The 24,626-nt window shown below is 41.7% G+C and carries 18 protein-coding genes; 11 read left to right on the plus strand and 7 right to left on the minus strand.

The features are described from left to right. Positions 1-48: 48 nt before the first annotated feature. Positions 49-4,779, plus strand: a complete 4,731-nt coding sequence (locus tag RMX89_RS21020) for a beta strand repeat-containing protein (RefSeq protein WP_322690295.1) — start codon at positions 49-51, stop codon at positions 4,777-4,779. Positions 4,780-4,870: 91 nt separating this feature from the next. Here the strand turns inward: RMX89_RS21020 and RMX89_RS21025 are convergent, their stop codons facing one another. Together RMX89_RS21025 and RMX89_RS21030 are read right to left on the minus strand one after the other, a co-directional pair. Further along, the gene (locus RMX89_RS21025; RefSeq protein ID WP_322690296.1) at positions 4,871-5,305 is read right to left on the minus strand and encodes a hypothetical protein; all 435 of its coding nucleotides are present in this window, start codon (positions 5,303-5,305) and stop codon (positions 4,871-4,873) included. A 159-nt stretch (positions 5,306-5,464) separates the two neighbouring features. Continuing rightward, positions 5,465-8,449, minus strand: a complete 2,985-nt coding sequence (locus RMX89_RS21030; protein ID WP_322690297.1) for a valine--tRNA ligase — start codon at positions 8,447-8,449, stop codon at positions 5,465-5,467. Positions 8,450-8,642: 193 nt separating this feature from the next. Between RMX89_RS21030 and RMX89_RS21035 the strand changes: the two genes are divergently transcribed. Genes RMX89_RS21035 through RMX89_RS21050 form a run of 4 tightly spaced genes read left to right on the plus strand, consistent with a single transcriptional unit; the run spans position 8,643 to position 12,497 of the window. After that, entirely contained in the window at positions 8,643-8,954 is a 312-nt protein-coding gene (locus tag RMX89_RS21035) for a hypothetical protein (protein WP_322690298.1), read from the plus strand. Between the two features lie 7 nt (positions 8,955-8,961). Next, entirely contained in the window at positions 8,962-10,224 is a 1,263-nt protein-coding gene (locus RMX89_RS21040; RefSeq protein ID WP_322690299.1) for a glutathionylspermidine synthase family protein, read from the plus strand. Between the two features lie 30 nt (positions 10,225-10,254). Further along, the gene (locus RMX89_RS21045) at positions 10,255-11,526 is read left to right on the plus strand and encodes an AmpG family muropeptide MFS transporter (RefSeq protein WP_322690300.1); all 1,272 of its coding nucleotides are present in this window, start codon (positions 10,255-10,257) and stop codon (positions 11,524-11,526) included. Positions 11,527-11,540: 14 nt separating this feature from the next. Beyond that, on the plus strand, positions 11,541-12,497 hold the full coding sequence (locus RMX89_RS21050) for an N-acetylglucosamine kinase (protein ID WP_322690301.1): 957 nt from the start codon (positions 11,541-11,543) through the stop codon (positions 12,495-12,497). 26 nt (positions 12,498-12,523) lie between these two features. On the opposite strand, the gene RMX89_RS21055 is transcribed toward RMX89_RS21050, so the two are convergent. Next, positions 12,524-13,264: a dienelactone hydrolase family protein gene (locus RMX89_RS21055; RefSeq protein WP_322690302.1), complete on the minus strand. Its 741-nt coding sequence runs from the start codon at positions 13,262-13,264 to the stop codon at positions 12,524-12,526. Positions 13,265-13,643: 379 nt separating this feature from the next. Here RMX89_RS21055 and RMX89_RS21060 point away from each other — a divergent pair, with 379 nt between their 5' ends. Together RMX89_RS21060 and RMX89_RS21065 are read left to right on the plus strand one after the other, a co-directional pair. Further along, positions 13,644-15,761: a tetratricopeptide repeat protein gene (locus RMX89_RS21060; RefSeq protein ID WP_322690303.1), complete on the plus strand. Its 2,118-nt coding sequence runs from the start codon at positions 13,644-13,646 to the stop codon at positions 15,759-15,761. Next, positions 15,739-17,322 carry a DUF2357 domain-containing protein gene (locus RMX89_RS21065; protein WP_322690304.1) on the plus strand — a complete coding sequence of 528 codons (1,584 nt, stop codon included), beginning with the start codon at positions 15,739-15,741 and terminating at the stop codon, positions 17,320-17,322. The genes RMX89_RS21060 and RMX89_RS21065 overlap by 23 nt, the downstream gene beginning before the upstream one ends. A 355-nt stretch (positions 17,323-17,677) precedes the next feature. Here the strand turns inward: RMX89_RS21065 and mnmA are convergent, their stop codons facing one another. Then, complete coding sequence (mnmA, locus tag RMX89_RS21070) at positions 17,678-18,733, minus strand: tRNA 2-thiouridine(34) synthase MnmA (RefSeq protein ID WP_322690305.1); 1,056 nt, start codon at positions 18,731-18,733, stop codon at positions 17,678-17,680. A 349-nt stretch (positions 18,734-19,082) separates the two neighbouring features. On the opposite strand from mnmA, the gene RMX89_RS21075 reads away from it, so the two are divergent. The 4 genes from RMX89_RS21075 to RMX89_RS21090 all read left to right on the plus strand — a co-directional run bounded on the left by RMX89_RS21075 (position 19,083) and on the right by RMX89_RS21090 (position 22,640). Continuing rightward, positions 19,083-20,039, plus strand: coding sequence for a hypothetical protein (locus RMX89_RS21075; protein WP_322690306.1), 957 nt, complete (start codon positions 19,083-19,085; stop codon positions 20,037-20,039). Between the two features lie 145 nt (positions 20,040-20,184). After that, the gene (locus RMX89_RS21080) at positions 20,185-21,159 is read left to right on the plus strand and encodes a cysteine synthase A (RefSeq protein ID WP_322673363.1); all 975 of its coding nucleotides are present in this window, start codon (positions 20,185-20,187) and stop codon (positions 21,157-21,159) included. 145 nt (positions 21,160-21,304) lie between these two features. Beyond that, positions 21,305-21,658 carry a (2Fe-2S) ferredoxin domain-containing protein gene (locus RMX89_RS21085; protein ID WP_416211996.1) on the plus strand — a complete coding sequence of 118 codons (354 nt, stop codon included), beginning with the start codon at positions 21,305-21,307 and terminating at the stop codon, positions 21,656-21,658. Positions 21,659-21,707: 49 nt separating this feature from the next. Next, on the plus strand, positions 21,708-22,640 hold the full coding sequence (locus RMX89_RS21090) for a DUF5331 domain-containing protein (RefSeq protein ID WP_322690307.1): 933 nt from the start codon (positions 21,708-21,710) through the stop codon (positions 22,638-22,640). A 5-nt stretch (positions 22,641-22,645) separates the two neighbouring features. Here RMX89_RS21090 and RMX89_RS21095 read toward each other — a convergent pair whose 3' ends face one another. The 3 genes from RMX89_RS21095 to RMX89_RS21105 all read right to left on the minus strand — a co-directional run bounded on the left by RMX89_RS21095 (position 22,646) and on the right by RMX89_RS21105 (position 24,588). After that, positions 22,646-23,641 (minus strand): folate-binding protein, encoded by a 996-nt coding sequence (locus tag RMX89_RS21095; protein WP_322673365.1) that lies wholly within the window; start codon positions 23,639-23,641, stop codon positions 22,646-22,648. A gap of 320 nt (positions 23,642-23,961) precedes the next feature. Beyond that, the gene (locus tag RMX89_RS21100; protein WP_322673366.1) at positions 23,962-24,291 is read right to left on the minus strand and encodes a Txe/YoeB family addiction module toxin; all 330 of its coding nucleotides are present in this window, start codon (positions 24,289-24,291) and stop codon (positions 23,962-23,964) included. A 9-nt stretch (positions 24,292-24,300) separates the two neighbouring features. Beyond that, complete coding sequence (locus tag RMX89_RS21105) at positions 24,301-24,588, minus strand: type II toxin-antitoxin system Phd/YefM family antitoxin (protein WP_094347188.1); 288 nt, start codon at positions 24,586-24,588, stop codon at positions 24,301-24,303. Positions 24,589-24,626 lie beyond the last annotated feature (38 nt).

Consider the following 24,626-nt stretch of genomic DNA (forward strand, 5'->3'; position numbering starts at 1 on the left):
GGCCGTAATTGTTGAAATCAAATTTTTAGTTTTTTCAGAGGTTTTTTCATGAATGAATTTAAAGTCAATACTTTCACTACTGATGATCAATACGACTCAGTAGTAGCAATGGATGCTGATGGGGATTTCATTATTTCCTGGACTAGCGATGGTCAGGACGGTTCTGGCAGTGGGATATATGCCCAACGGTACAACAGGACTGGTGTGGCTGTTGGGGGCACATTCCAAGTCAATACCAACACCAGCGGCAATCAACTTAACTCTACAGTAGCGATCGATGCCGATGGTGACTTTGTTATTTCCTGGCAAAGCCAAGATGCGTCTGGCAGTGGGATATATGCCCAACGCTACAACAGTTCTGGGGCAGCTATTGGGGGCGAATTTCAGGTCAATACCTCCACTAACAACGAGCAAGTTAACCCCACAGTAGCGATGGATACCAATGGGAACTTTGTCGTTTCCTGGCAAAGCAGTGGTCAGGACGGATCTGGCTATGGGGTATATGCCCAACGCTACAACAGTTCTGGGGCAGCTGTTGGCACCGAATTCAAAGTCAATACCCAGACCGGAAACTCTCAATATAACCCCACAATAGCGATGGATGCTGATGGGGACTTTGTTATTTCCTGGCAAAGCTATTATCAGGACGGGTCTTACTTAGGCATATATGCCCAACGCTATAACAGTGCTGGGGCAGCTATTGGGGGCGAATTTCTGGTCAATACCCACACTAACAGCTTTCAAAGTAACCCTACAGTAGCAATGGATGGTACTGGGGACTTTGTAATTTCTTGGCAAAGCTATGGTCAGGACGGATCTGGTTATGGAATATATGCCCAACGCTACACCAGTGCTGGGGCAGCTATTGGCGCCGAATTCAAAGTCAATACCTACACCAACGGGAATCAAATTAACCCCACCATAGCGATGGATGCAGATGGGGACTTTATCATTTCCTGGACTAGCAATGGGCAGGACGGATCTGGGGAGGGCATATATGCCCAACGCTACAACAGTTCTGGGGTAGCTATTGGAGGCGAATTTCTGGTCAATACCCACACCAACAACAGTCAAACTAACCCCACAGTAGCAATGGATGCTACTGGAGATTTTGTAATTTCCTGGCAAAGTTATGGTCAGGACGGATCTGGGGATGGCATATATGCCCAACTAAACAACAACAGTGGAGTTCCTCCAACAGTCACCTCTGGTTCTGCCTCTGTTCTAACATACACTGAGAACACTACTATAGCTATCGATTCAGGCATCACCGTCAGCGACACAGACTCTCCCAACCTGGCTAGTGCCACCGTCAGGATTACCAGTGGTTTTGTCTCTGCTGAAGACATACTAGCCTTCACCAACCAAAATGGAATTACCGGCAGCTACAACAGCACCACAGGTGTTTTAACCTTAACTGGCAGTTCCACCGTTGCTAATTATCAAACCGCACTGCGTTCCATTACTTATAACAACAGCAGTGATAACCCCAGTACTACACCTCGTACCGTTAGCTTTTTAGTTAATGATGGGACTGCTAATAGTACTGCCGTTACCCGCAATATTAATATTACGTCGGTAAATGATGTAGCCATCGCTACTGCCACGAGTTCTGCCTTATCATATACTGAGAGCGCAACTACAGTACTTGACTCAGGCATTACCGTCAGCGATGTAGACTCCCCCAACCTGGCTAGTGCCACCGTCAGTATTACCACTGGTTTTGCCTCTGGCGAAGACATCCTCGCTTTCACTAACCAAAATGGGATTATCGGCAACTACAACAGTAGCACAGGTGTTTTAACCTTAATCGGCAGTTCCACCGTTGCTAACTATCAAGCCGCACTACGTTCCATTACTTATACCAACAGCAGTGATAACCCCAGTCTTACACCTCGTACCGTCAGCTTTATAGTTAATGATGGGACTGCTAATAGTACTGCTGTTATCCGGAATATTAATATTACGGCAGTGAACAATGCGCCCATTGCTACTGCTACCAATTCTGCCCTGGCATACACCGAGAACGCCACTACAGTCATTGACTCAGGTATCACCGTTAGCGACGTAGACTCCGCCAACCTGGTTAGTGCCACCGTCAGCATTACCAATGGTTTTGCTTCTGCTCAAGATACTCTCGCCTTCACCAACCAAAATGGGATTACAGGCAGCTACAACAGTCGCACAGGCGTTCTAACCTTAACTGGCAGTGCCACCGTTGCTAACTATCAAACTGCACTGCGTTCCATTACTTATACCAACAGCAGTGATAACCCCAGTACTACACCTCGTACCGTTAGCTTTGTCGTCAATGATGGGACTGCTAATAGTGCCACAGTTACCCGCAGTATTAATATTACGGCGGTGAATGATGCTCCTGTTGCTGTTAACGACAAAATCACCACAAACAAAAACACACCCGTTATCATTAGCGCTACAAGCCTGTTAAGCAATGATACAGATGTTGATATTAGTGAGGTATTGAGCATTACTGGCTTCACCCAACCTAGCCAAGGAAGCTTAGTTAACAACAACAACGGTACTTACACTTATACACCTGGCCAAAACTATTATGGCTCTGACGGCTTTACTTACACCATAAGTGATGGGCATGGAGGCAGTAGCACTGCTACTGTCAACTTGACCATTAGTGAAATCACCCCTCCGATTAATGGCACTTCAGGTGCAGATAAGCTGACTGGTACAGTGAACAGCGATAGCATCTTAGGATTGCTAGGCAATGACACGCTCCAAGGATTAGGTGATAGTGACACACTTGATGGCGGTGATGGCAATGATTCCTTAGATGGTGGTACAGGAACTGATAGCCTCATCGGTGGTAAAGGCAATGATACTTATATTGTGGACAGCATCGACGACATCATTACTGAAGGCTTAAATGCGGGCACAGATTTAGTCAAGTCTTCGGTGAGTTGGGTGTTGGGAGTTAACCTGGAAAACTTGACTCTGATTGGAACCGACGCAATAAATGGTACTGGTAACAGCCTTAATAATATTCTGACCGGAAATACTAGTGCTAACATCTTGAGCGGAGAAGTTGGCAATGACACCTTATTAGGTGATGCAGGCAATGACACATTATTGGGCGGTGTAGGCAACGACATCTTGGATGGAGGTACAGGAGCTGATAGTCTTAATGGTGGAGTCGGCAATGACACTTATATCGTAGACAACCTCGGTGATACGATTACTGAAGGCTTAAATGCAGGCACAGATTTAGTTAAGTCTTCCGTGAGTTTTGTGTTAGCAGATAACGTGGAAAACTTGACCCTGACTGGAACCGGAGCAATCGATGGTACTGGTAACAGCCTTAATAACATCCTGATTGGAAATACTGGTGCTAATAAGTTGAGCGGAGGAGATGGTAACGATAGTCTCTTTGGTAGCTCAGGCAATGACACATTATTGGGCGGTGCAGGTAATGACACCTTGGATGGAGGTTTAGGAACTGACAGTTTTGATGGTGGAGCCGGCAATGACATTTATACTGTAGATAACCTGAACGATTCTATTACTGAAGGCTTAAATGCAGGCACAGATTTAGTTAAGTCTTCCGTGAGTTTTGTGTTAGCAGATAACGTGGAAAACTTGACCCTGACTGGAACCGGAGCAATCGATGGTACTGGTAACAGCCTTAATAACATCCTGATTGGAAATACTGGTGCTAATAAGTTGAGCGGAGGAGATGGTAACGATAGCCTCTTTGGTAGTTCAGGTAATGACAGTTTGTTAGGCGGTGCAGGCGATGATACTTTGGATGGAGGTACAGGGATTGATACTCTCAATGGTGGAGTCGGTAATGATATCTACACAGTAGACAATATTAGCGATATTATTACCGAAGGCTTAAATTCAGGCACAGATTTAGTCAAGTCTGCTGTGAATTGGGTATTAGGAGAGAACTTTGAGAACTTGACCCTGACTGGAAGCGCGACAATTGGTACTGGTAACAGCCTTGATAACATCCTGGTCGGAAATGCTGCTGCGAACACCTTGACCGGAGGAGATGGTAACGATAACCTTTTTGGTAGCTCAGGCAATGACACCTTGTTGGGTGGTACAGGCGATGACACCTTGGATGGAGGTACAGGAATTGATAGTCTCAATGGTGGAGTCGGCAATGACATCTACACTGTAGACAATGTTAGCGATATTATTGTTGAAGGCTTAAATGCAGGCACAGATTTAGTTAACTCTTCGGTAAATTGGGTCTTGGGAGATAACCTAGAGAATTTGACCCTGATTGGAACTGGGGCAATCACTGCTACTGGTAACGGCCTTAATAACATCCTGATTGGAAATACTGGGGCTAATACGTTATCAGGAGGAGATGGTAATGATAACCTCTTTGGTGGTTCAGGTAATGACAGCTTATTAGGCGATGTAGGAAACGATAGCCTCTTTGGTGGAATTGGTAAAGATACGCTGATTGGTGGATCTGGACAAGATAGCTTATATCTGACTGATACCCGCACTGGAGGCTATGATACTATTACTGATTTTACTGTTGGAGATGATACTATCTTCATTTCTAAGGCGGAATTCGGGCTGACCCAATCTCAGAATACGGCACTTGATTCGGGCTTGTTCCGACTTGGTACGATCGCTACAGCTGCAAGCGATCGCTTCATCTACAATCAAACTACGGGTAACTTATTCTTTGATAAAGATGGATTGGGCGGTACAGCACAAGTTCAAATAGCCCAGTTCTCCAATAAGGCACTACTAAGCAGTGCAAATATTACTGTGATTGCCTAATGCTAAGACAATTAACTTAGCATAAACCTACGTAGGGACGCGAAATTTCGCGTCCCTACGTGCTTGTGGGTTATAGGGAATACAATTAAATTTAACTTTCCTCTTGGGGATAACCGTTTTTCTCGCGTTTGAGGCTTTCTTCTAAGGCTTGAATTTGTTCGCGTCTAGCTTCCAATTCTAAGGAACGCCGCGCTAAGTCTTGGTTTTGCAATGTCAGGGATTGTCGCCAATGTTCTGCTCGTTCGGCTTCGTGCTGCAAAAATTCCGGAGTAATGCCTATGGTGAGGTAGTTTTGTACCAGATGGAGTACCCAGTTGGTAGCGTCTTCTATTCTTTCAATGTCGCCTGTAGGAGAAAGTTCTACTAAAACAAGCAAGTTTTCACTCATAACTTTTCCCTTCCCCAGCAGAATGAAAGCCTCTTCGGGAATTATCGCCCACAAGTTATCAGCTTCTTGACGCGCTAACAAGCGTAACTGGTGCTGGTCTAAAAAATCGTTTTTACGCACCTGGGCTAGATATAGCATGAGGGTCGCTTCGCTCCAATTAAAAATTAAAAATTAAAAAATTTTAATAAAATAATAAGTCCTAGAATTGAGATTTGGATCTTGTTAATTGGTAATGGGTAATTGGGAATTAATAATCCCATTACCCATTACAGTTATCCTAAGCCACGCAGGCGATCGCTACGACAACCCCTTCAGACGCTCGCGCAAAATTTCAGCTTGCTTCTGTGCTTCTACTAAGGCATCCCGCGCCCCTTGTACCACATCAGCCCTAGCTCTATCTACGAAACTAGGATTGTTTAATCTAGTACTCAGAGATTGAACTTCGGCTTCAGCTTTACTCAAGCTTTTTTCTAGCTTGGCACGTACAGCTTCAATATCTACCACACCGCTTAGAGGAATTAGCACCTGTATTGTACCAATTACACCTGCGATCGCATTTTCTGGTTCTTGTGATTGTTCTAATTCTTTCTGCGGAAAAAACTGTCTCCATAACTTTTGTCTAGCTTGAGCAGTGAGTAAATTTTGGCTAACAAACCACGCTGTGTAACTAAAACCAACTAGTTCAAAGAAAGTTCCGATGATGGGAATGTCATCAATGGCATTTCCCGCAGCTAAAGCCACTCTACCAAAGACAATGGCCACGATAATTAAGCCAATTGTCTTCAAACCTCTTTGAGGTTTTTTCGCAGCAACAGTTTGGTTTTCTTGCTTGTCGGTAATAGTTAAAGTCTCAACCTTCGCCAAATCTTTAATATAAGACTGTCCAGCAGTGAGAACTTTCCGCTCCTTTTCGCTTTCAGTTTGCAAATTTGCTGTTACTTTAACCCCTGGTTTAATATCTGCTTCAGCCCGCAAATTCCGAATTGTGCGGATAGTAGCAATTAGCAATTCAAACTGTTCTTCTAAACCTAAATCAATCAAATTTGCATCTATCTGAGGATATAGTTGTAATGGTAAAGTTTGCGGCGAATCTGCTGGTTGTTGGGTGAGAGTCTGCCAAATTTCTTCGGTAATATGAGGCATGAAAGGATGAAGCAGTTTTAAAATTCCTTCCAGCACATAGCCAAGGGTTTGTTGTGCTACACGCCGCGATGCTGGATCGGCATCTGCTTGCAATCTGGATTTCGCTAATTCAATATACTGATCGCAGAAATCACCCCAAATAAACTCGTAGAGTCCTTTTGCTGCTTCGCCTAAACCATAATTATCGATGTAATTCGTGGTTTGTTTAATAACTTGATGATACCGCGAGATAATCCAGCGATCGCTCAATTCGGTAGCGGCTGGGTTCCCCAATTGTTGCGGCGTTTGTCCATCCAAATTCATCATCACAAATCGGGCTGCGTTCCACAACTTATTTGCAAAGTTGCGCGATGCCTCAACCGATGCTGATTCATCCTTTTTGCGATCGTATTCTAAGCGGATATCTTGACCAGCGCCAGCTACTTCTCTAATTAAGGTATAGCGCAGGGCATCAGTACCATATTTGTCAATCAGTAACAATGGGTCAATGCCATTACCTTTGGTCTTTGACATCTTCTGGCCTTTTTCATCCAGCACCAAGCCATGAATGTAAACTGTTTGGAAAGGCATTTGCTGCGTAAAATGCCCAGCCATCATTGTCATTCTGGCTACCCAGAAAAAGATGATATCAAAGCCTGTTACCAAAGTAGTAGTCGGGTAGTAAGTTGCTAAATCTTGAGTTTGTTCCGGCCAGCCCAAAGTCGAAAACGGCCACAGTCCAGAAGAAAACCAAGTATCCAGCACATCTGGGTCTTGTTCTAGCTTGACATTTTCGCCAAATTGTAATTTTGCTTTATCCCAAGCTTCGGTTTCCGATTTCGCTACTACAAAGGGCGTATTATCGGTAATTTGTCCATCCGTTTCACTGACAGCGTACCAAGCCGGAATTTGGTGTCCCCACCATAATTGACGAGAAATACACCAATCAGTGAGTTTTACTAGCCAATCACGATAAACCTTAGTCCAGCGTTGAGGAACAAACTCTGGAGAAGTTTGCTGGTCGAGGAATTCGAGAGTTTGGTCAGCTAGCGGGCGAATTTTGACAAACCACTGAGTTGAGAGGAGGGGTTCAATAGGTACTTTACCGCGATCGCTGTAGGGAACGGTATGCTTATAATCTTCTATCTTCACCAAAAAGCCATCTGCTTCTAAGCGAGAAACCACATTTTTTCTAGCAACAAAGCGGTCTTGTCCTTGAAACTCCCCAGCGTTGGCGTTGAGAGTGCCGTCTTTGTTCATAATGTTGATAAACGGCAGATTGTGACGCTTACCCATGTCAAAATCGTTCGGGTCATGGGCGGGAGTTATCTTCACGCAGCCTGTGCCGAAAGTCGGGTCAACATATTCATCGCCAATGATCGGAATTTCTCGTTGTAGAATTGGCAGAGTGAGAGTTTTGCCGATGAGATGTTTGTAGCGATCGTCATTGGGATTAACCGCTACAGCCGTATCACCCAGCATCGTTTCTGGTCGAGTTGTCGCCACCTCTACAAAACCGGAACCATCGGTGAGGGGATAGCGGAAGTGCCAGAGATTTCCATTCACCTCTTGATTTTCTACTTCTACGTCAGACACAGCCGATTGCGAAGCAGGACACCAGTTAACTAAATATTCACCACGATAAATTAAGCCTTCCTCGTAAAGGCGAGTAAACGCCTCGACAACAGCTTTAGATAAACCCTCATCCAGGGTAAACCTTTCCCGTGACCAGTCCACCGAGACACCCAAGCGTCGTAGCTGATTCAAAATCGTTCCCTCAGACTCCGCCTTCCATTGCCAAGCGCGTTCTAGGAATTTCTCGCGCCCCAATTCGTAGCGAGTCTTACCCTCTTTTTTGAGTTGCTTTTCCAGCATAGTATGCACAGCGATGCTGGCGTGGTCAGTTCCGGGTAGCCATAGGGTATTACGTCCCTGCATCCGGTGGTAGCGCACGAGGGTATCAATCAAGGAACTTTCAAAAGCGTGACCCATGTGCAAACTGCCAGTGACATTCGGCGGTGGAATGACGATGCAGTAGGGTTCGCCACTTTTGTTGGGGTCAGCTTTGTAAACTTGGTTGTCTTCCCAGAATTTTTGCCACTTGGCTTCAGTGGAAAAGGGGTCGTAGAGACTGGGGAGATTGGGAATGGTTGCGGTCATGCTGGGCAAACTAACTATGGAAGGACTCTAATAAATTTTGCCACAGGGTTGGAGAGGGTTTGTTTAGCAATTCTCTAAATCGTAGATATACCCTTAAAAAATCTATCTGGAAATGCGAAATCTATTTTTGACCCTTGTAGTTATCTTGCATAAATTCCGTAACTGACATCTGTATATTCATCCAGAAAGACTCATGAAATTGAAACCAGGTTTATTTCAACTCATAGTGTTCGTTATGACTGTATCGCTACTTGCTTCTTGTGCGACAACCCCAGAAGCAAGACAGTCAGATTGCATCTCCACAACGTCGCCGAACGCTAAACAACAACCCAATAACTGTTCACCCTCATCTAATAGTAGCGGCAGATCGAGTGATTACTCTGGTGGGAGTAGCATTACAAGACCCGGTTTTGGTGATTCATCGGAAGCCGGGACTTCCAGAGGTTCTGCTAATGGTCGTAGTGGTTTTGGTAGTTTCGGTCGCGGTGGTCATGCGGGTGGATAAGAGAGTTATGAATATTTTCAACAGTCCTCAACGAAAGCGTCTATTTCAGTCAATGAAAATGGGTTGGTATAACTTTGCTCCTATTGAAGAAGGAACAGGTATACCTCTAACTGACCAAGAAACACCTTACGCTCTTTATTATTGCCATAAAGTTTTACCGCAGACGATACAAGAAATCCAGCAAGCATCGGAATTAGTCGGTAGTGTTTTAACCCAAGCATGGGAAATTATTCGCACTCTTGATGAGGATACACTACTTTACTATGGATTTCCGGAAGCTACCATCAAGTTAGTTAAATATGACTTTCTCGCACCATTTTGTATGCGTCTTGACTGGTGCTGGAATCAAGAAAAAGGGATAAAAAAGGTAGTAGAAACTAATCCCCAAACTCCTAGTTTTTGGTTTGAATGTACGGATGGCAATAATAAAGTTGCCAGACATTTTGGATTGCAAGAACCAGATTTAGATGCTCAAAAACTTTTAAAAATAACACTTAATCAGCATGTAAATAGAACTGCATTAAATTTGGGTAAACCAATTGCAGACTGTCGCGTAGCATTTACAGCTTTGAATAATGCCGAAGATTTAGGTACTATGCGATGGCTAAGAAATTACTTAGAGTCCGAAAGTACCATTTTACCCTTAGAATATCTTGGCATCAAAGATGGTGAGTATTTATTTGACCAGAGAACAAAAAAACCAATAGATATACTGTTTATGTGGTATCCAGTGGAATGGCTAATCCATGATACTGATGAAAAAGGTGAAAGATTATGGCCGGCTCTAGAGCAACTAATTTTTGAGAATAAAATTGTGATTGTGAACTTTGGTTCTGCCTTTGCACTGCAACCAAAAAGTATATTTGCCCTGATTACAGATTTGGGATATGACTTTTTTTCTGGCAAAGATGCTGGGACAGTCTGGGAATATTTTCCTAAAACATCACTGAGTACAACAGCAATAGGTAACTCATACTTTGCCAAACCTATTTTAGGAAGAGAAGGTGAAGGAGGATTTGCAGTTAATTCAGGAAATATCTCTGTGCGTAGTAGTAATAATGACCCTTGGTATACACAACAGAATTATGTCTATCAAGAGTTATTAGAATTTCCTAAATTAGAAATTGATGGCAAGTCAATGACTCAAGTTTGGGGAGCTTGGCTATATAACAATGGTAATGACAAATTTATATCTGGAGGTGTAGGAATCCGCCTTTCTGAAGGGGAAATTACAGATAACTTATCCTATTGGTGTCCTATTGGATGCTAATTTTAATAACACCGATAATTAGAGGCAAATATGAAACCTCAAACTACCACTCCTTCGCCCTGGACATATATACCCACTCTCTATTTTGCCTCTGGCATACCTTACATCATTATCAATACAGTTTCCGTAATCTTTTACAAAAAGCTCGGAATAGATAATACTCAAATTGCCTTGTGGACAAGTTTTCTCTATCTACCTTGGGTGATCAAAATGTTTTGGGGCCCAATTGTCGATATTTATTCTACTAAACGTCAATGGATACTTTATACCCAATTTGCGATGTTCGCTTGTTTGGGTTTGATAGCCTTCTCCTTGCAACTGCCAAATTTCTTTTTCATCTCCCTTGCAACGTTAACAATAGGAGCATTTATTTCTGCGACTTATGATATCGCCACAGATGGCTTTTATCTGCTGGCTTTATCTCCAGAACAACAAGCCTTATTTGTTGGCATTCGCTCACTGTTTTATAGAATGGCTGTCATTTTTGGCTCTGGAATATTAGTAGTCTTAGCAGGTCAGCTTGAAGTGTCTCTGAACAACATTCCTTTAAGCTGGACTATAACTATTGGTTTCTCAGCTTTAATTTTAGCAATCCTGTTTATTTTCCATCGCCTAATTTTACCTTTACCCGAATCAGATAATCAGCGACAAATAGAAGCTAGGGAAAATATACCTTTTTGGTCAATCATTAGCTCATATTTTGCTCAAGATAAAATTATAAATATTTTAGTCTTTATATTGCTTTATAGACTTGGTGAAGCAATGCTTGTGAAGATAGCCTCTTTGTTTTTATTGGACAAACCAGAAGTAGGAGGTTTAGGGTTATCAACATCAGATGTCGGGCTTGTCTACGGGACATTTGGGGTAATATCCCTAATCTGTGGAGGAATTTTAGGAGGCTTGCTAATTTCTAGATATGGATTAAAAAAATGTTTGTTCCCTATGGCTTTAGCATTGAATTTACCTGATATTTTTTATGTGTATATGGCTTACACTCAGCCTTCATTAACATTAGTGTATCCCTTGGTTTCCTTAGAGCAATTTGGCTATGGTTTTGGATTTACAGCTTTTAGTGTTTATTTAATGTATATTTGCCAAGGCGAATATAAAACTTCTCATTTTGCTATATCTACTGGCATTATGGCTTTAGGAATGATGTTACCCGGATTAGTTAGTGGTTATCTGCAAAAAGCACTTGGCTATCCATTATTTTTTGTCTTGATTTGTTTGTTGACCATTCCTGGAATGATTGCTCTATTTTTTATACCTTTAAAAGAAGAACCAAAGCGTCAAAATAAGTAATTTTCTTACAACTTATGAGTTATGTTTTGGGAATAGATGGTGGCGGTAGCAAGACTGTTTGTGTCTTGATGGATGATTTACGTCAGGTGCTAGGCTGTGGTGAAGCAGGCCCATCTAACTATCAGAGTATAGGTATCGAAGCCACTCTACAATCTATTCAATCTGCAATTTACAATGCGGTTGAGGCAGTAATAATTACAAACACTGTGAATATTGATGCGATATGTCTGGGTTTAGCAGGTGTAGGTCGTGCAACAGATATCGAAGTAATGAAAGGTTTAGTTAAAGAGTTACAGAATAACAAATTGCCTATTACTTGGGCATTACAACCAGCTAAGATTGTAATTTGTAACGATGCTTTGATTGCTTTAGTTGGTGGAATTGGTCAGCCTGTAGGAATTGTGGTTGCAGCCGGTACTGGTTCGATAGTTTTCGGACGAAATCATCAAGGAGACACCAAACAAGTTGGCGGCTGGGGGTATATTTTAGGTGATGAAGGTAGCGCTTATAAAATTGCGATCGCAGGCATGAACGCAGCGTTAAAATCTTATGATGGACGAGAGATTTCAACGAGTTTGATAGAGGGTTTCAAACAGCATCTTGATTTGGAAAGTATAGAAGATTTAATAGAAGTAGTATATCGCCGAGAATGGGGAGTTAAACAGATAGCAGCTTTAGCACCAGTTGTAGATTTTGCAGCAGCGTCAGGTGATATAGTAGCGAATATGATAATTGATGATGCTGTAAAAGAGTTAGTAAAAGCTACATCTACAGTAATTGATGCAATTTTTACTGCCGACTCAATTTTAGAAGTAGTCACAACAGGAAGTGTCTGGCGCGGTAGATGCAAGATCCATGAAAGATTTGCAGCGTCTCTTGTTAAGAAATTTCCTAATGTAAAGGTGATTTTTCCGAGGTATGAGCCTGCTTATGGTGCTGGTTTGTTAGCGTTAAAAACAACTCAAAATTGACACGAAGAAAGCAATAATAGGAGTTTTCAGTCTGCAAATATGCGCCCCAAGAAACTTACTATTTCAGCCCAAGCTGCGGTGCTAGCACTAGAATCATAACGATAACCGTCGTCGCGCATGAATGTATGTTCTGCTTCATATAAGAAAACTTGGTGAGGGATGTTAGCATTCTCAATTGCTTTGATTATGGTTTGGCGATCGCTCTCTGGTATATGAGGGTCAAGAGTACCAAACACCATTAGCATCTCGCCTTTGATTTCATTTACCCTCTGGATTGTATCGGCTATCTCTTTACCCAGTTTGCCACTAGGAATACCAGTAGGGTAACAGCAAACGGTAGCCCGAATTTCGCTTTGAAATGCTGCGCGGAAAGCTAAATGTCCACCAATACAAAAGCCAAGAGTGCCTATTTGATTTGGAGAAACCGCACTCTCTGTTTTCAGAAATTCAATCACAGCAAGGCAATCGGCATCATAATAAGCTACGGAGGTTCGACGCGCATCGTCATTACCCCGCATCCTTCCCAGATCGTCTGGCTCAATTACTAAACCAACTGGCTCAATTCGGTGAAAAATTTCTGGGGCTGCTACTACATAACCGTATCCTGCTAAGTAGTTAGCTAGACGAATCATTGGATCACCTAACTGATAAATATCACTGTAGAAGACAATACCAGGGTATTTTCCTGCTGCTTTGGGAGCCGCTACATAAACACGCATTAAGCTGCCATCTACTCTTAATTCAACATTGCGCTTAGTGATTTGCACTTTTTTGTCTCCGTGTTACGCTTGCTGTCATTAGCTTCTACACTATAGCGCCGCAGCATCCGGTTACTTTCAATCCACAATTTAGCGTTCTTTTATCATTACTGCGATCGTTTAATATGCCCAGTTGTTAAGAATTTTTCTGAGGTAAAAGTAATTTTTGTAAGGTATGAACCTGCTTATAGTGCTGGTTTATTAGCGTTACAGAGGTTAGCGGGGGAAGCGGAATGAAAAAGCGATCGCATTTTAACAAAGAAACGAACCGCAGAGGCTCAGAGAACACAGAGAGGTTAAGAGTGCGATCGTATTTCTAAAGCAGTGAAGTAGTTAGATTTTTTGTAATATGTCACAATAATAATTTTAGTTATCGTTATCAGTCCAAATGACAGAAGTTTTTGTAAATCCAGAATGCCCATTTTCATTAAAAAGTCTTGACCTTCTTGCACAATTAAAAAAACATTCAAATAAAAGAGATTTTTATTTAAAAAACCAAGAAGCTTACAAAAGCTATATTGAGCAGCCATTAGAACAACTATACCAGTTTACAATTGCTCAGATATCAGGGGAAATAAGAAAGTTACTCAATACAAATGCTGTTTTGAAATATAATTTTCATATTCCTTATTTTGAATATAGATTATTTTTAAAACAAATAGATAGTGAAAACAATAATGCTCATTTTATTATACAAATTACACAAGAAGCTTTCTATTTTGGATTATACATTCCTGAGACAAGTAACGATAGGCAAAAATTCATTAAAAATATTCAGACTAACAAAATAATCAAAGAAATTTTACTCCAAAATATTCGATTATCAGATAAATATTCTCTATTTACTGAGCCTAGTCAATCGATTAATACAATCAATCGTTTAGCTGACTGGTTAAAAATAGTAGCTCGACAAAATAGTGCTACTAAGAAAATTATAGTATATAGAGCTATCAGATTAGAGAATAATATATTAACTTTTGACTATCAACAGCTAACTAATGAAATAAAACAGGTATTGGAAGAAATTTTTCCTCTATTTTTGGTGGCAACGTGTGATGAACCAATCACAGCTATTAAAAAATATTTACATCAAACTAATATAGAATATGGAAAAATATACTGCCGACGAGGATTGAGTAAGTATCAAGAAGGGAACTATCAAGATGCTATTAAACAATTTGACTTCGCTTTAGAAGAAGCTCCCAATTTAGCTGATGCTTATCGATATCGAGGAAAAGTAAAAGCTGAATTAGGATATACTGACGAAGCTATATCTGATTATGATTATTTACTACTTATTCAACCTAAAAATTACGAAATTTACGAGGAGCGAGGTCAGATTTACTGTAAACTTGAAAATTACGATAAAGCCATTGGTGATTATAACCAATCTTTACATATTAATCCTAACTTCGCTTTAGCCTATTACCATAGAGGACTTACCTATTTAAAAATTAAGAATCAGCAAAAAGCTTTTGAGGATTTATGCAGAGCTACAGAATTATTTGATAAGGAAAAAGACGTGGATAATTACGAAGAAGCGCAGCGTATCCTCAAAACTATTTATCCAGACTATTCTGAACCTTTGTTTACAGAGATTAATCAAAATATCCGCTCTAAAGGTCTACGTATTTCTGAAAGTATCTTGCGACGCTACCACTTAGCTCTTAAAACCAGAAAATTTGTAATTCTTTCAGGAACTAGCGGGACTGGCAAGACTTGGCTTACCAAAGCTTACGCTGAGGTAGTAGCGGCTGAATACCTTTTAGTTCCTGTGGCTCCTAATTGGACTACTAACGAAGATTTGCTCGGCTACTTCAATCCAATGGACAAAGAATACCATTACACTGCGTTTAGTCATTTTTTAGAAAAAGCGGCTCAAGAGTATGAACAAGCTCAAACAGAAAAACGCACCCCTAGACCTTACCATTTAATCTTGGATGAGATGAACTTAGCACGGGTAGAGTATTACTTTGCCAAGTTTCTCTCAGTGATGGAAGTTAGGATGCGTGAAGGACTAGCCCAAATTGAACTTGCATCTAAGAAACAAGTTTTGTTACCACCTAACCTTTACTTTATTGGCACAGTCAATGTAGATGAAACTACTCATAATTTTGCTGACAAAGTTTATGATAGAGCGCAAATGATAGAACTTGAGGTTTGCCGTGATGATTTATTTGAGCATTTGGGTGAAGTTGACTATCGTGAAATTTTAATGGAAGTTTGGGATAATCTGCATATAGTAACCCCATTTGCTTTTCGTGTTTTAGATGAAATAAATAACTATGTGAATGAAGCGAAACTTTTGGATATATCTTGGGAAGAAGCTTTAGACGAACAGTTATTACAGAAGATTCTGCCCAAATTAAAAGGTGCTGATGATAGGGTGGGAGAAGCCCTTAAGGCATTTGTCGATATTGCTGAAAATAAATTTAATCTAAGCCACGCTAAAGCTAGCAAAATGCTAAAAACATTTGAACAACATGGATTTACCTCCTACTTCTAAACTGAGTTTTCTTAGCCGCGAAGGCGAGATTATAGATGCTCCAAGTGAGTGGCAACCTGCTTGGTTGGAAGTTCATGTACCTCAAGAAAAATTACAACAAACACGGCTTTGGCTTCAAGATAAAAAACTCCCACTCTTGGTAATGGATTTGAGTGGAAAGTTTCGAGTACTAGCTGAGTGGCCTCGCTCAAACCCTGGTTACTACCAACTGCGACTTGAGTATCAAAATGAGATTGAGGAACAGACAATTGCGGTTTGGCCTCAGAAAATTAGTCGTGAAGCTTTTGCTCAGATGCTAGAGGATCTCGATTCTCGTCTGCCAACCTCAGTAGCGATAGGCTTACAGCGTACCGGGGCTTTAGCTGGTCTGAAATTACCACAACTAGGTGAAACTACTTTAGCTCAGGAACTACTTCGCTTACGTCGGGCTATTAATGGCACAGGTAACAGACTAGGGCTGAGTGAGATTTTGAGTCAACTTGCTCGGAATCCTCATCAAATTCTCAAAACTAATGAAATTTGGGTTCGGCAAGATCAAGTCCGCAGACCTCCTCTTGGTGGGCTAGTTCAAGCTTTTTTTCGAGGGCATAACTTGGATGTGAGTGGAAGACCGATTCGCTTACCGGATGTCCGAGTTGAGCATACTGTTAATGTTTATGAGAACCAGTTGGTTAAGTTATTTTTTGAGCTTGTCAATCAGAGACTTAGACGAATTCGGCAAGCTTTTGAAGCTGACCCTAAAGGTAAGCCTTTGGAAGAGATTAAGTCTCTGTTTTACCAATTAAAAAAGGCTCGTCAACAAGCAGCTTTTCTAGATGAGGTGAGCCAGCCTAAATATTTGCCCAATCAAATTACGATGGTTTTGTTAAACCGTCCACTTTACCATGCTGCTTTGGAAGGCTATTTAGAATTTATCAGAAGTCCTGCTGTGCGTTTGGATGATTCAGACCTTGATGCACCTTTGGAGAATCTCTACAAACTTTACCAAATTTGGGGAACTTTGTGGATAATTGCAACGCTATTGGAAGTAGCTATAGACAAAGGATACAAAGTTGAAACCCAGTGTTTAGTTGCTAGAGATAAAATGGGAGTCTACGTCAGAATTTTACCCAATGGACAACCAGCATTAGTTTTAATTCACCCACAACATAAGACAAAAATTAAGTTAATTCCTGAACGAAGCTATGGCAAAGATGGAGAACTGCGAAGCGCCAGCGTTACATTGCGCCCTGATGTAGCAGTGGAGATCACATTAGCTAATGGCTCTAATAATGTCTATTTATTTGATCCCAAGTACAAACTTGAGAGTGAGTCACTAGAAAATACAAGCAATGAAGGAAAGCCTAAAAGTGTTGATATTCAGAAGATGCATACTTACCATGATGCTATCCAAAACAGAGAAGGTAGGCAAGTAGTCAGCTATGCTGCGATTATTTACCCTGGTTCCTACGCATCTTATTCCAACGCAGAAATTGAGGCTCTTCCAGCTTATCCTGGGGCTGAAAGTATCCTACAGGAGCATCTGCGTCGCTTGCTAAATAAAGCCCTCGAAGTTTCTTGACAATGAACCATCTGGACTTTTGATGTCGGACTTGACGAACCTAACAAATATCATTCATAGCTTTCTTTTACTATCACTGTGATCGCTTAATATGCCCAGTGAAAGTTTGTGCGATCGCCTTAATACACTGTGTGTACACCGTAGCCTTTTAGGAGAGAGATTTAGAGAGAGGTTTTTCAAATACCGTGAGAAGTCAGGTTGAGCCTTTGGCAATTCTATAAAAGGCGATTATTACCAAAATTATGGTTTTGTTGATGAAAATCATAATTTTGTTAATGGAAAGGGTGTATCATCCAAGACGGTTTAGTTAAGGAAAGAGACGCGATAAATCGACGTCTCTACAAAGGGGTGATTCTTAACTAAACTGTTCAATAATTCCGCCACCTAACACTTTCTCGCCGTCGTACCACACCGCCGCTTGTCCGGGGGTGATACTGATTTGGGGTTCATCAAACACCAAACGCACACGGGAGTTTTCCAACGGAATTACTGTCACTGGTGTAGCCGTTGAACGATAACGAATTTGCACTTCGGCATGAATTGGAGTGGATGGTTCGGCAATGGAAACCCAATTTACCCGATTTACAGTGCATTCTGGCTGAGTTACCTTGGTGCGATCGCCTACTACTACTTTATTATTTTCCGCATCTAATTCAATCACATACAGCGGTTCGGCAGCAGCAATTCCCAAGCCTTTGCGCTGGCCAATGGTGTAATGATGCACACCATCATGCTGTCCCAAAACTTTGCCTGTAACATCGACAATATCGCCTGTTTTGGGAGCTAAATATTTATCCAAAAATGCCCGCATGGAACCGTTACTTTCCACTAAGCATAAGTCTTGACTTTCTGGTTTATCAGCAGTTTTCAGTCCGTATTCAGTTGCAATGCGGCGCGTGTCAGTTTTTTCTAGTTCCCCTAGAGGAAATACCGTTGCTCTTAGTAAATCTTGAGACAAATCATAGAGGAAGTATGACTGATCTTTATTGCGGTCAACAGCCCTTAATAACTGGTAACGTCCAGTTGCTTCGTCATAGCTAATTCGGGCATAATGACCGGTGGCAATGCGATCGCACCCCAATTCTTCACGAGCATACTGCACCATTGGCCCAAACTTCACCGTTTTATTGCACTGGGAGCAAGGCAAAGGCGTAATTCCTGCACTGTAACCAGTTACCAGGTAATCGACAATATGCGTCTGAAAGACATCTCGAATATCCACAACCTGATGGGGAACGCCCAATTGTTCACAGATATCAGCCGCGTCGATCATACCTTCAGAGCAACATTGACCTTTGCCTTTCATTAGCCAAAGAGTCAAACCAATCACTTCATAGCCCTGATGGTGCAGGATAGCTGCGGCGGTGGAACTGTCAACGCCACCAGAAAGACCAACGACGACTTTTTTCATACAAAGCACGACACGATATGCGTGGTTGTCCAATTGTAGCATATACTCTTCAAAGCCTTGCTACTAAAGCGCTTCAGTTTTAAAGGCAGGAGGGAAGAGGCAGGAGGGAAGAGAATTTGATTTGTTTCTTCCATCCATAACGGAAGCGATCGCGTCCGTAAACAGCTTTCATCTAAGATTAATTACAGATGTATTTTTTGCCACGCAGATGAGGTAACTTTACGTTAACGCTATATAGTTGCTACAACGTTGAACTAATTAGTTCTTGATGAAAATTACTTAAAAATATTTTGATTACTTTCTAACTATTATGTCGAGAGGAATATCAAGTAAATTTATCTCATTTCAGATGTTGCGTCGAAGTTCTAAGGGTTGGAAGCCCACTATTAGACTTCTCTTTTTGTTAGTGGGAGGGTGGTTAGTACTGATTCCCGACTCTACCCCAGCACAGGCACAAATCTCCAACCGCAACGTGCTACTGGCTCAAGAAACTGGTGAGATTTTACCGCCACCGCCAATTCCCTTTGGTCAACAGCCATCACCGCAGTTACAACCAATTCAAGCACAGGACTTCAACCAACCGGAAGTTAACTTTCAGCCTTCCCAACCAGTACAAAACAATCAATTTGAGCAGAATTTTCAACCCTCTCAACCATTACCAAACAATCAATTAGAGCAGAACTTTCAGCCTACCCAACCAGTACAAAACAATCAATTTGAGCAGAATTTTCAGCCCTCTCAACCTTCACAGTTTAGTCAATATAACCAGAACTTTGAACGCTATTTAGTTTATGTTGATGGTAGTGATTTCCAGACACTACAAGCCATACGTCAGATTGAACCCAGTGCTTACATTCGCCAGTTCCAAGGCCGGACTGTAATTCAGTCAGGAGTTTTTAACAGAGTCGCCAACGCCCAACAACGGGTGAATGAGCTACAGTCACGAGGCATATATAACGCCCGAATTATCAGCTTTGGTAACGGACAGGAAATAAATGCAGACAATGGCAACTATAACTATAGAGACGATCGCAATAATATAAATGCTAATAGGCGAGTCTCTAGATATTATGTCGCCATTCCCACCACTTCCGAACAATTACCTGCGATCGCAGCACAACTTAGGCAGAATTTAAGCCAATTTACGCAAGATTTAGGACGATCTGGTGGAGTCATCGAAAGGACGCAACCACGAGGCCCGCATGTAGCAGTCGGGCCTTTCCAAAATCGATTCCAAGCTGAGGAATGGAACAAATATATCCGAAATATCGGATACCGTAATGCCAGAGTTTACTACGGAAAGTAAATAAGTCAGGAGTTAGGAGTGAGGGAAGTACACCAACGGCAAGCGCTCCAATGTAAGTATCATAGAATTTTAGGCAAATCAGTTGTAAATCATACTACAGCTATCAGCCAAAATTTTTATAGAGACTCATACAAGTACAGTCAAAATGGATATAAAGAATGGCTTCGTTGGCGCTGTTGGCAACACCCCTTTAATTCGCTTAAACAGTTTTAGCGAAGAAACAGGGTGTGAAATCCTCGCAAAAGCAGAATTTCTCAATCCTGGAGGTTCCGTCAAAGACCGCGCCGCACTTTACATCATCGAAGATGCCCAAAAGAAAGGTTTACTTAAACCTGGTGGCACGGTTGTAGAAGGAACCGCTGGTAATACTGGCATTGGATTAGCACATATTTGCAACGCCAAAGGCTACAAATGCCTAATTATTATTCCCGATACCCAGTCACAAGAAAAGATAGACGCGCTGACAGCATTAGGAGCAGAAGTTCGTCCCGTCCCCGCCGTACCTTACAAAGACCCGAACAACTACGTCAAACTATCGGGCAGAGTAGCTGCTGAGTTGGAAAATGCCATTTGGGCAAATCAGTTTGATAATTTAGCCAACCGCCTCGCCCACTACGAAACCACAGGGCCAGAAATTTGGACGCAGACAGATGGTAAAATAGATGCATGGACAACTGCAACCGGTACTGGTGGTACTTATGCTGGTGTAGCATTGTACTTAAAAGAACAAAATCCAGCAATTAAATGTGTTGTAGCCGATCCGCTGGGTAGTGGACTTTATAGCTATGTCAAAACTGGCGAAATCAAAATAGAAGGAAATTCCATCACTGAAGGCATCGGTAACGGTCGTGTCACAGCCAATATGGAAGGCGCACCTGCTGATGATGCCATTCAAATCGATGACCAAGAAGCTTTGCGAGTAGTTTACCAACTGCTGAGGAAAGATGGGTTGCTAATGGGCGGCTCAACAGGTATTAATGTTGCGGCAGCTGTTGCCTTAGCGAAGCAATTGGGGCCAGGACATACCATTGTCACCATCTTGTGTGATAGTGGTTCTCGGTATCAGTCGCGGATATTCAACCCGGAATGGCTAGCCTCAAAAGGACTTTCAATAAATTAGTTATTAGTCATTAGTCATTAGTCATTTGTCATTAGTTATTAGGCATTAGTCACTTGTACTGAGCCTAGTCGTTGGCACAGCCTCTCCAAGAGTTTATTGGTCATTAGCTTCCAACTTTTGACAAAGGACAAATGACAAATGACAAATGACAAATGACAAAGGACAAATGACAACTCAACCATCAAACTTCCCCACAATAGACCAACCCTCTTCTCCTAAATGTGTGCGGGTTTGTCAAAATCGTACTTGTAAAAAGCAAGGTGCAGCCAAGGTTTTAGCCGCTTTTACAGCTTTGCCAATCTTTGGTGTAACTGTAACGGCTAGCAGCTGTTTAGGACAATGTGGCAATGGCCCAATGGTGCTGATATTACCTGATATGGTCTGGTATAGCGGCGTTCAACCTGATGAAGTATCTCTACTGATAGAAAATCATTTGCTAGGTGGTCAAAGAGTCGAACAGATGCTCTATTATCGGTTTCATCCCCAGAAAGAAAGCTAAATTTTTAATATTAAGCTCTGCAATCTTTTTGACTGAAGTGAGGCATCCAATGAATATCCAGCAGCTGCGTCAATCCTTAAAACAAAAGTGGCTTATTTACTACAAGCAAAATATTTCCTGGCTGGTCAAAATGCGAATTTGGGCCACTTACGATGGTCTGCGCCGCCCTTTGTCCGGTTTTATTTTGGCAACACTGTCTGTTTTAGAACCCCAGTTTGATGAAATACTTTCTTTTATGGTGGATCTGAATAACGATCCAGATAAAATAGTCGCTGCTTTAGGTCTTAACTTCAATCCCGATGAAGAGTTACATTTAATCAAATCAGAGTATTCTATGGCTATAAGCCAAGTTGAAAGCGAGCCGCCAAATGAGAAGCATTCTGAGGATAAACATCTATCATCGGCTGTAACTGCCAGCAAGATTGCGCTTCATTCTCTTGCTAAGACTCTAGATTCCAACTTGTCACGCATCGATGAACTTGTGCCATCAATTACAGCTACCACTGAAGTAGTTCGCACACGCAAACTTGAGTTGATAGTAGCAAATGCAACTAAAATTTCTCCAGATACTCCGGCAAAAACGCCATCCTCCGGTTTGCTAAGGAAATATCAACCAGTACGCTGGCACTCTGGTCAGTTACCTTCAGGAGCATCGGCGACAATGACTAGTGAGGTTAACAGCAAAGCCAAAACTATGCCATCTGTGGCGTTAGCTACTGAGGTTAAAAGCAACCCACCACCTGTCCGAATCCCTGTGGGCGCATCGTTGGCAATTACCACTGAGATTTCTAGTAATGGTAAATCAGGGCGATCGCTAGCAATTACTACTGAGGTTAAAAGTAACGGCAAACAACCGAATATTCAACCACAAGAGGTTAAGAGCAAAATAAATTTACCAACTACAAATGCCCGTAGTATAGCTTCTTGGGTAGATGAATTTTGTTACGGTGCTGGGGAGAAAGAGAAAGATATCTTGATTTGAATTACTTACGGATATTCGTGAGAAACAAACGGGATTTCTATGACTTCACCCTCAGTTTCTCCCACTTTGACTTTTAAACCTACACCACCAGCTTTGGTGCGAATGTAACCTAGTCCAAAGTAACCATCAGCGGTTTGGGTGTAACTAGTAAGTTTGCCAACCTTTTCATCTGCAACTGCGATCGCACTTCCAACTTCCACAGGGGCATTGAGGCGGATACCTAAAAGGTGTTGTTTTACACCTTTATATGTATTTAACCGAGCAATAGTTTCTTGCCCAATATAGCAACCTTTAGTAAAAGAAATTGTTTGCCACAAACCCACTTCTAGAGGATTGTAATCGTCTGTGAGTTCCGCATCTGGGGCGGGGCGGCCTTGTAAAATTCGCAAAGCATCCCAAGCGCGATCGCTCATTTCTACTGCTCCTGCTTCTAAAAGTTTGTTCCACACTGTTTCTTTGTCAGTATAAGGGAAAGTTAAGGTGTATCCGGGCGCAGCTAACCCGCTACCTACAGCAATCCGCACTCCCTCGGCGGGAGCAATGGTGTATACTTGGTGATTACCGTAAGGTTGCCCGATGAGTTCGCTAATACCCAACTTTTCTAAAACAGCATCGCTTCCTGGCCCAATCAGGCTGAAGGTGTTGGTGTATTGTGTAATATCAGATAATTCCACCTTATCTGCATAGAAAATATATTTATCCAGCCATTCCATCAAAAACTGGCGACGGTTAGGTGAAACCAGCAGGATTACCGCATCTTCTCTAACGTATGCGGTTACTAAATCAATTGTCCTGGCTGTGGAAGTAACAAAAACCGTATCACAACCTTGTCCTGGCTTGAGTATTTGGAAATTGTTAGTACTTTGGTTGTGTAAGAAATTGAGGCGATCGTCGCCAGCTACTTTAATCCGTCCCCAAGCGGTGCGATCGCATATTGCAATCCCAACTTTGGCGGCTTGGATAGCTGCTGCGTCTTTATCGTCAAGTGTAGATGTTGGCATAGCGATCAGAAATTGCCCTGTTTGAATGTTGTCGCACTGGAAATCTTAGCAAATAAGCGTTTGCGGCTTCAATCTACCTCTGGTTTTCTTCTAACGTTAATCAAAATCTTATCAACATCGCGATTTTGTGAAAAACATTAAAGCTGTCGTTAGCAAAATCATTCTTTTGTTGATGAAAATCGTGATTTTGTGAAGAACGTTAAAGCTGTCGTTAGTAAAATCATTATTTTGTTAAGAACATTAAACCTGTCGTTATAAGAGTGATAACGGCGATTCATGGCGATCGCTCTTTTTTAAGATTAGATTATTTAATGATGAAATTAGCGATCGCTATAATGGTATCGTGCCTGAATAAACTCGATTCGGTCATCACTTACTACGTAAACAATCCGGTCAGTTTGAGTGATTCGGCGCGACCATACATTTGCATCATAGTATCTCAATCTTTCAGGATTGCCTGTACCTTCAAAGGGATTCCGCCTAATCTCTTCAACTAAAGATAAGACGCGGAGTGCAGTTTTTCTATTTGTTTCTACCCAGTAGGTAAGGTCTTCCAGAAACTTCCAGTCAAAAACGAGGTTGCGTTCTAAATTATCCTCTTGAGAAACTTCAGATTGGGGAAGTGCATCTGGTTCTAAATTATCCGACATTAAATTTATTTACTCTTCTTCGTAAAGCGAGAACTCTTTACGCAACTCGTCTATAGTTTGAGGCATATTAGTCTTAGCCTTAACACGTTGTAAAGCATCTAAAAGACGTGCTGCATTCTCAGGTGATTGGAATAAATATGCTGTCTCTATAATGCTATTAAGTTCCGCAGTAGGTATGACGGATACACTTTCTGCACCTTCACGATTAACAACTACAGGTTCACGAGTGCTAATTGCCTCTTCGTAAATTTTTTCAAAATTATTGCAAGCTTCGGTATAGTTTGTTTTATTAGACATTTTTTGTTCCTTAATTTATCTGTTAGTCTTTGCTGGCA

This window comes from Nostoc sp. DedSLP04 (assembly GCF_034530775.1).
Lineage (GTDB): Bacteria > Cyanobacteriota > Cyanobacteriia > Cyanobacteriales > Nostocaceae > Nostoc.